Raw genomic sequence first — 8,401 nt, forward strand, 5'->3', positions numbered from 1 at the left:
GGGCACGCATCGGCTCGGGTATGCGCGTTAGCGAATCAGGAGGGCGATGCCGATGCTGACCAGGAGGTGTTGCTGGTCGGGGTGGAGGAGTAGCCAGCCGCGTTGCTGGTTGTGGAGCCAGTGGCGGGCTGTCGGGTGGCGGGGGTGGGTGTGGGCGTGGTGGTAGGCGCGTTGCCACAGGATGGGCCAGGGAGGGTTCCACCAGGGGTCGATCGTGGTCAGTGTCTGCTGGGTGGGGGAGGGACTGCCGCGTTTCTTGGCGAGTTCGCGCTGGCGATTGAGCCATTCGCCGAGGGGGAAGCCGTCGTGGACGGTCTTGATCGGCGGGCAGAGGTGGCCGTGTTCGCCGGCCCAGGTACGGGCGTGCGTGAGGGCTTCGGCGTGGGGCCGGGGGCGGGGGCTGGGCGGCCACTGTCTGGCGGTATGAGCGGTGATGCCGATCGTGTTGAGCAGGTGCTGCTGGTCAGGGTGGAGCTGGTCGTACTGGAGGCACGCCCGGGTGATCCAGCTGCCCAGGACGGTGCTCGGTGCAGGGATGCGGGCGGCAGGGTCGAAGGGTTCGCCAGCTTTGATGTGGTTGAGGGCGCGGTAGTAGTTGCGCTGCCAGTGCAGGTCCCAGGGCGGGTTCCACCAGGGGTCGATCGCGGCGAGCTCGGCCAGGTGGGGTGAGGGCGGCAGTCCGGCTCGGGCGCGCTGTTTCGCGCGGTTGCGTTGGCTGAACAGCCACATGCCCAGGGCGTAGCCGTCGTGCCGGGTGTCGCGGGGAGCTGCGAGATGGCCGTACTCAGCGTGCCAAGCCCGGGCGTGAGCCAGTGCTGTCTCGAAGCCTGGCCTCAGGTCGGGGCGGTGTCCCAGGCGGCTGCGGGGCTCGCGGGGACGCTTCGGTTCGGCGGCACGCCGTGCGCGACGCGGACCCGTGGGAGCTGCAGGAACTGCAGCTCTTCTGGCCTGGCTGGTCTTGTCTTTTGTCTCCGGAGCCGTGGCGGCAGCCGGTGCTTTCGGGGCCGTACGTGCGTGTTCCCGGGCTGTGCGGGCTACGTCGGTGGTGATGCCGATGTCGGCGAGGAGTTGCCGCTGCTCGGGGTGGAGTTCGTCGTATGTGGCGCACTGTCGCCACAACCAGTCGGCGGCACCAGAGCCAGCGAGGCCATTGAAGCCGTTCTCGGCTTGGAGGAGGCGGCCGGCTGCGGCGTCGCGGGAGTGGTAGTAGTGACGCTGCCACGTCAGGTGCCAAGGCGGGTTCCACCAGGGATCGATGTCCTCGAGGGCCCGAGCCCGGTCGGCGGGCATGGGCCGGCGGTGGGAGCGCCGGTGATTGCGCTGGTTGGCCAGCCACTGACCCAGTGGGTAGCCGTCGTGCACGGCCGTGTGGGAGACGACGGCGAGGTTGCCGTGGACGTCTGCGAATGCGCGGGCATGCGCCAGTCCTGCCTGGAAGCGTTCTGCGTAGCTGCGTCGTCTGGGGCGGGCGGCGGCCGCCGCAACGGCGGTGATGCCGATCTCGGCCAGGAGGCGTTGCTGTTCGGGGTGGAGAGTGGGGTAGCGGGTGCACTGCAGGTACAGCCATTCGCCGAGGCTGTAGCTGGTGGTGGGAAAGCCGCTGGCGGGTTCGAGCGGGCCGTGGGCTTCGGCGTGATCGCGGGTCTGGTGCCAGGTGCGCTGCCACAGCGTGCTCCAAGGCGCGTTCCACCAGGGGTAGATGCCGTTCAGGGCGGCGGCTTGGTGTGTGGGCATCCTGGTGTGGCTCGTACGCAGGTTGGCGATCCACTGGCCCAGTGGGTAGCTGTTGGGGATGTCTTCCTTCGGCACGGCCAGGTGGCCGTGCCGCTGGTGGTAGGCGTGGGCCTGGGCCAGGCCTGTTTGGAACGCTTGCTCGGCTTGGAGGCTGTGGCCGCGCAGCCGCTTGATCACGTGTGGCGCGGGCTGCTGGTCAGCGGCCGTTCTCTGTGGAAGGAGATCGCTGAGGGGGCGGGGCCGGTGCGATGAGTGCACCTTCCACAGCGTTCGCTGCGCCGCGGGTGCCGGGGCGGCGCGGGTGCGTACCAGGGAGTGGGCCCAGGTGAACAGTGGTCCGTGGATGACTTTGGTGAGGTGATGGGCGAGCCATGGCCGGCCGAGCCGGTCGGCGATGGCAGTCAACAACTGGGGCAGTTCGCCCAGCTGGTAGGGGAGATGGCCGTCCGATTCGGCAACGGTGTGCTGCTGCAGGGGACGGCAGGCCAGCAGCTGCGCGAGGGCAACAGCCTCGGGGTAGGTGACCAGGTCGCGGGCGGCCACCTTCCACCAGCCGGGGTCGGCGTCGGCGGGACGCGTCGTCTCAAGGCGGGCCGGCCACTGCTGTTCCTCGTCCGGCCAGGACTGTTCCCACCAGGAGTTGGTGACGGCACGGGCGACCTCGAAAGCCTGCCCTGCGGTGGGGGAGCGGTGCAGCAGCCGGACGTGTCGCCGCTGGGCCTCGATCACCTCCGGGCAGCGGCCCAGGGGTACAGGCAGCCCGCTGGTCGCGGGCAGGTAGAGGAGCCAGTACCGGTGGCGTGCGCAGACCCGCTGCTCGGGTGCCAGGTACCGGCGGGCGGGCACGTCGCGTCCGGTGCGGGCGGCGGTGCAGACGGGGCAGGCTGGCCCCCAGGCGGCGACGGCCTCCTCGCCGCGCAGCAGCCGCCCGGCCGGGCCGGTGCCGTATTTTCCGCTCGGATCTTCCCTCGTCCATGCGGGCAGTGCCTGCTCGAGCACGTGCTGTGGGACGTGGCAGAGGACGGAAACGCGGGCGCGGGCCTGGGCGTTGAGGTGGATCTCGCTGTCCGGGTACAGCATCCCGGTGAGGTTGCGCAGGCCGCCGACATCGGTGACGGCGGCCAGCACGTCACGGATGCCGAGGTGGTAGCGGGCGGCGATCCTGGTCAGGAACGACAGCGTCAGCTCCCCGCTCAGCGGAGCGATGCGTCCTGCCGCGCCGCCACTCATGATGGGCACGATCCCGCCGGATGCTGCCCGTTCACGTCCCGTCGACCTGCCCCGGGGCAGACGGACGGGGGCGGGCGTGCTGGGCCGGTGCGCCATTCGCGGATGCCCTACCGCTTTTGTCGTGCGGGCCGGGCTGGCCGGGCCTGGGTTTCGGCGGCTGCGTCGAGTTCGACCTCCGCGAGCAGCTGCTTGGTGATCCGTTCGGTGCCCTCGGTGAGGGCGATCAGGGCGGCTTCGCGGACGAGGTGGGAGAGGCTGCCGATCCGCCCTGCGGTGCGGGCGTGGAGGTAGGCGGCTTGCTTGACCAGGGTTCCGGTCCGGTGCGCGCGCAGCCGCAGCAGGTCTTCCATGGCCCGCACGAGGTCGTCCCAGACCGCCCGGTCCTGCTCGGTGGCATACGCCAGCGGGCGGTGGCGGAAGATCTTGAAGCGGCCGGCGATCTGCGCGCCGCGTACTCCGCTGAGCAGCGAGGAGGTCTCGATGTTGATGGCGGAGTAGACGAAGGTGGCTGGGATGCGTTCGCCGAGGTACTTGAGCTGGTCGGAGGTTTCTGCGCCGGCGCGCCGCTGGGTGTCCAGGAGGTGGACGTCGTCGATGAGGACCAGCTGGGTGCCCAGTTCGCACAGCAGGTCGCACACGGCGCCGGTGATCTGGGTCTGGTTGAGGCGGTCGGTGACGGGCATGCCGAGGAACCGGGCGAACTCGCTGACGAGCATCTTCGGGGTGGCGGCCGGGGGCACGCTGATGAACAGCACCGGTCTTCTGCTGTCCTGGCCGGGGTGCTGGCGGGCGTCGGCCAGTTGGAAGGACCGCCCCAGCGCCATCATCGTGGTGGTCTTACCCGTCGTGGCCGGACCGGAGATGATCAGACCGCGCCGGGCACCGGCCTGCTGACGGCGGTTGACCAGCAGCAGCCGCCGCACGGCGGTGAAGACGCTGTCCATGGCCGGGGTGCGCATGACGGCGAGTTCGGAGTGGTAGTCCTCCCGCTCCGTCTGCGACCAGGCGGAATCCGCGGCGTCGCGTGCGGGCGCCGGAGCCCGGTGGACGAAGGCGTCCCAGCCCTGCCAGAGGGTCGGAGCGGCCAGGGGAGCGAACCCGGCGGCGTCATTGGAGAAGGCGCTCACCACCGCAGCGACTCCTCAAAGGGGTCGTAGACCGTGACGCAGGAATCACGCGCCGGACGTGCCTGGCCGTCGTTGTCCCCAGTCCCAGTCCCAGTCCCAGCCCCAGCCTCGGCCGGGCCAAGAGGCTGGCGCTCACCGGCGGCGTCGGCTTCCTCCGTCTCCGCTTCCGCGTCTTCGGCGAAGGCCTCCTCACCGTGGTCGAAGCCGTCGTCCTGGTCGGACCTGCCGCCTGCGGCCGGCGGTGGCTGGCCGTACAGGATCCCCCACACCGCACCGTCCTCGTTCGCGGCGGCGTGGGCGCGGGCCCGGGCGGCGACGACCTTGTCCCGGCGGCTGCCGTGTCCGCCGGCGGCGCGTTCCAGGAGCTCGCGCAGGGCGAGGGCCAGGTCGTGTTCGTGGCTCACGCGGCTGCCGCGCTGGTCGACGGTGCTCCTGACGTGCTGCCAGGTGAAGTCGGTGAACGGGGCGCTGACCAGGGTGCGGTGGATCCACGGCACCGCCTCCCACCCGTACCCCCGCGGTCGGCCGGGTTGGGGCAGGCGCACCCATACCTCGTGGGGAGCGTGCGGGTTGTAGTGGATCTCCCACAGGCCGTCCGCCGCCGGCGAGCGTTCGCCGCGGTAGGGGTTGAGGACCCGGTGGTCGTAGGTGCGGTAGTCGATGCGGATGCCGTAGTCGTTGATCTTCTGTCGTTTGACGGGCATCAGCTCGATGTAGTCCTCGCGCCCCAGCGGCACCGGCACGTACCCGCAGACGGCGACCAGCGCCGCCCACATCTCGTTCGGCGACAGAGCGCGGCGGGGCATCATCGGGTGCCGCAGGCCGTCGTGCTCGCGCTCCTGCCACCCGCAGATGATCCACTCCTGCAGCAGGTCGTCCAGCTGGGCGAGCGTCCATACCGCCTCGCCTTGCGCGTTCCGGCCGCGCTCGCCGGTGTGGGAACCGGTATAGCCGGCCACGTGCTGGGCGAACAGCGTGTTGATCGAGGAGAACGTGCGCTCCACATGCCCTTTGGCCGGCCCGTTGCCCGGCGGCGCCGGCTGCAGGGAAATGCCCAGCGACCCGCAGGCGGCGACGAACGAGGACGAGACGAACACCTTGCCCTGGTCGACCACGACGGTCCGCGGGGTGATGACCGGCCGCGCCGCGGCCCCTTCCAGACGGGCGTCCACGCTCAGCAGCCGCTCGTAGGGGATCACCGAGCGTTGCATCGCCAGTACCTCGGGCCACGCGGGCCGCATCGGCGCGGGCACCATCATCTGCGCCAGCAACTGCGCCGCGTCCACACTGCGGGTCCCCTTCGGCCGCAGCACGGCCGCGCAGATGCTGCGGGTCGCCACATCCAGCGCGATGGTCAGCTCGGGCCGCTCCACCACCCCGTCGTCGAGCACCACGAAGACATCCAGCAGGGTGCTGTCCATCATCACGAGCTCACCGGGCGCCATCACCGTCGTCGGCACGAACGGGGGAGCCGGCCGCGCCGAGCGCCAGCGGCGCTGGCGCGCACTGCCCAGCAGCCCGCGCCCGTCGGCCAGGGCGTGCATCAGCCGGTTGAACGTCGCCGTCGACGGCAGCGGCACCGCCCCGGGGCCGTGCCGCTCGGCCAGCAGCCGCTCGGTATACACACGAAGCCGCCCCAGCGTCCCGCTGGAGCGTTCCCGCCCCGCCTCCAGCACCTCCCGCAGGGCGGCCACGACCCGCTCGTCCGCACGCCCCAGCGCCGACCGGGGCCGCACGGTCCGCTGATCCACCAGTCCCCACACCCCGCCGTCGCGGTAGCGGGCCCGCATCCGCCGCACCGTCACCGCGCTGGTCGGCACCCCCGCCGCCGACAGCTCCGCCGCCTTCGCCTCCTCCCGCTGCGTCAGCGTCCGCACATCCGGGTCGTACTCAGCCCGTGGAGGACCAACCGCACAGGATCCGCCCGGGTGCCCCGTTTCCACCTCCCGCACATGCAGTTCCCACGCCAGGGCCCGCTCCCGCACCGCCTCGGGCAACGACTCCAGCAAGCCCAGCGGCGGCACCCGGCAGACGGCCGGCGCAGCCACAACCTCGAACCCCTCGTCGGCGAACAACAGCGACAGCAGCAGCGCCGCCATCTCGCCGTTCTCGGCGATCAGCCGCGCCTGCCCGCCGGCGAGGGCCGCTACCGTCCAGGCTCGCCCCTCGAACCGCACCCGGGACCCCACCTCGACCACCGGCCCGCCGGCCCCGGCCCCGTGCCCCCATCACGCCGCTCGCGCCCACACCGGCATCCGCTCATGCATCGGAGCGCCCAGATCCGCGGACAGCTGCCCCGCCCACAGAGCATGGAACAGCGCGGGAAGGACCACCATCGGATCCCCGGTCCGGCGCACGCCCTCCCACAGCGGCGTACGGCTTGCGAACGACTCCCGCAACGCCGCCGCCAGCTGCTGTCCTGCGCGGTACCGCGGATGCCGGTATCCGGCCAGCCAGGTCACGTTGCGCCGGTAGACCGGATCGACCGGACCCAGCACCCAGTACCGCCAGCCCACCGCCGCACACACCTCACCGACCACCGCCGCGAGGGACCGCTGCCGCCCAGAAAGCTCCCCTGCGGCGGTGCAGTCCGCCAAGACCCCCTGGCCGTCGGTGAGCCGGAGCATCACCTGCGGGACATGCGTCCGCATGCCCTCCGGCGCACGCCACCGCAGTTCCAGCGGCCGGCTGGACAGGCCTTGGACGCGTGGATCGCGGTCGAGGAGCATCAGATGCAGCCGCATCGCCCCAGACCCGTAGTGCACGAGCCCCCGGTGGTCGCCGACCACCACCATCCCGGCGCCGTGCGCTTGCCCTTGCGGACTGGAAACGGCCTCAGAGGCGGACACCGCTCGAAGGCCACTTCGGCGGCCGCCGCCGACCACGGCGAACTCTCCGTCGCCCCGCCCGCAGCCAGGAACCGTACGTCCACAGCCCCGACATCGGCCGGCCCGGCCCCTGCCGCATCCCATTCCGCGCTCCGCACAAAGAGCCAAACGCCTTATCAGCTCATCCGGTAATGGGCATAACAAGCCAACGGCACACGCCTGCTGTCAGCCGCGCCCGGACTGCTCTACGGCCCAGGCGTAGCCCAGCTCAGCGAAAGCTGCTCGCTGCTCCGCATCCAGACGGTCGCGCCTGGCCTTCTGGTTACCTCAGAAACACACCCAGCCTGACCATCGAACCGTCCGGCAGTTCTTCGACGTGTGTCCGTCCAACGACGGTTCTGCCTTCGCGGGCGATGTACTGGGCGAGGGCCTGCACTCCGCGCTGGAAGGCTGACGCCTTCCCGGCCCCCTTGGCCGCCGAGGCCGCTGCGGGCTGTTCGGCGGGTGTGACGCCCAGCGCCGCCAGTCTCCGCTGCTGCTCCTCGGAGAGCTGGAACCAGTCGCGGGACTGTCGGTGGAGCCATCGTCCAAGGTCGTCGCCTTCGAAGAGCACTCCGGGCTGGATGTCGGGGAGGGTGCTGTCGGGTTCGTCGGCGGCGAGGTCGGTGAAGGACGCGGTGGTGGCGTTGCCAGTCCAGGTGGCCGGGGCCGGTTCCGGTCGGGGTCAATCGCGGTCACGGGGGCCGCCCCCACAGGCGGCGGGTTGCTGCCGAGGGCCATGGGGGCGGCGGAGGTTGGCCACCTGCTCCCCGACCGGCACCAGTTCACCGTCGGCGTTGCCCCCCATACGGCGTGCGTCTGGGGGCGAGGTGGCCGTGCGCCCGCCGGTAGGAGCGCAGGGCAGCGAGTTTGGTCTCCCAGGCTTCCTCGCCGGGTTCCCACACCATTCCGGCATCGTCGAGGAGTTCCCTTGCGGTGGTCGTCGAGTTCGCCGGCGCGGTAGGTGCGCCGCTGCTGGTGGACCCAGCGTCCCAGGGGAACGCCTTGGTGACGCCGGCCTCGGTCTCGGTGTCGTACGGGACGGCGTACAGGCCGGTGATTCCGTTCTCCTTGCGCCAGCGGAGCAGGGCCTGGTAGCCCTCCAGCCACACCAGCGATTCGGGCCGGTAGACCCTGGTGCGCAGGAACGCGGCGATCGTGGCGGCGTCCCGGGGAGAGGAGAAGTGCAGCAGCGCGGATTCGGCGGCGCCGGCGTCGTCCTGTCCCTGGTCTTCGCCCGCCTCACCGCCGGCCCCGACGATCCGCCCGTCCTCGTCGCGCCGAATGTGTACCTTGCGCTGCCCGCTGGTCACGCCCGGCTGGCGAGCTGTTCGACGAGGCGTTCGGAGTGGGAGCGCAGGCCTTGGAGGACGGCTACGAGGGGTGCGAAGGGAGGGCGGAGGCGACCATGTCGGTCGGGTCCTCGCTGGGCTTCAGGAAGAC

The 8,401-nt window shown here is 71.3% G+C and carries 4 protein-coding genes and 1 pseudogene; all 5 read right to left on the reverse strand.

Translation table 11 applies throughout. The features are described 5' to 3' along the window. Positions 1-27 precede the first annotated feature (27 nt). Positions 28-2,964 (reverse strand): helicase associated domain-containing protein, encoded by a 2,937-nt coding sequence (locus OYE22_RS33345; protein WP_277318421.1) that lies wholly within the window; start codon positions 2,962-2,964, stop codon positions 28-30. 107 nt (positions 2,965-3,071) lie between these two features. Next, a complete protein-coding gene (locus tag OYE22_RS33350) occupies positions 3,072-4,091 on the reverse strand; it encodes an ATP-binding protein (protein ID WP_277318420.1) in 1,020 nt (339 codons plus the stop codon). Continuing rightward, positions 4,088-6,268 (reverse strand): Mu transposase C-terminal domain-containing protein, encoded by a 2,181-nt coding sequence (locus OYE22_RS33355; protein ID WP_277318419.1) that lies wholly within the window; start codon positions 6,266-6,268, stop codon positions 4,088-4,090. The genes OYE22_RS33350 and OYE22_RS33355 overlap by 4 nt, the downstream gene beginning before the upstream one ends. A 51-nt stretch (positions 6,269-6,319) precedes the next feature. Next, positions 6,320-6,940, reverse strand: a complete 621-nt coding sequence (locus OYE22_RS33360) for a TnsA-like heteromeric transposase endonuclease subunit (RefSeq protein ID WP_277323924.1) — start codon at positions 6,938-6,940, stop codon at positions 6,320-6,322. A 204-nt stretch (positions 6,941-7,144) separates the two neighbouring features. Continuing rightward, positions 7,145-8,401: pseudogene (locus OYE22_RS33365) on the reverse strand (helicase associated domain-containing protein); the annotation flags it as partial.

Origin of the sequence: Streptomyces sp. 71268 (assembly GCF_029392895.1) — a bacterium.
Classification (GTDB): domain Bacteria; phylum Actinomycetota; class Actinomycetes; order Streptomycetales; family Streptomycetaceae; genus Streptomyces.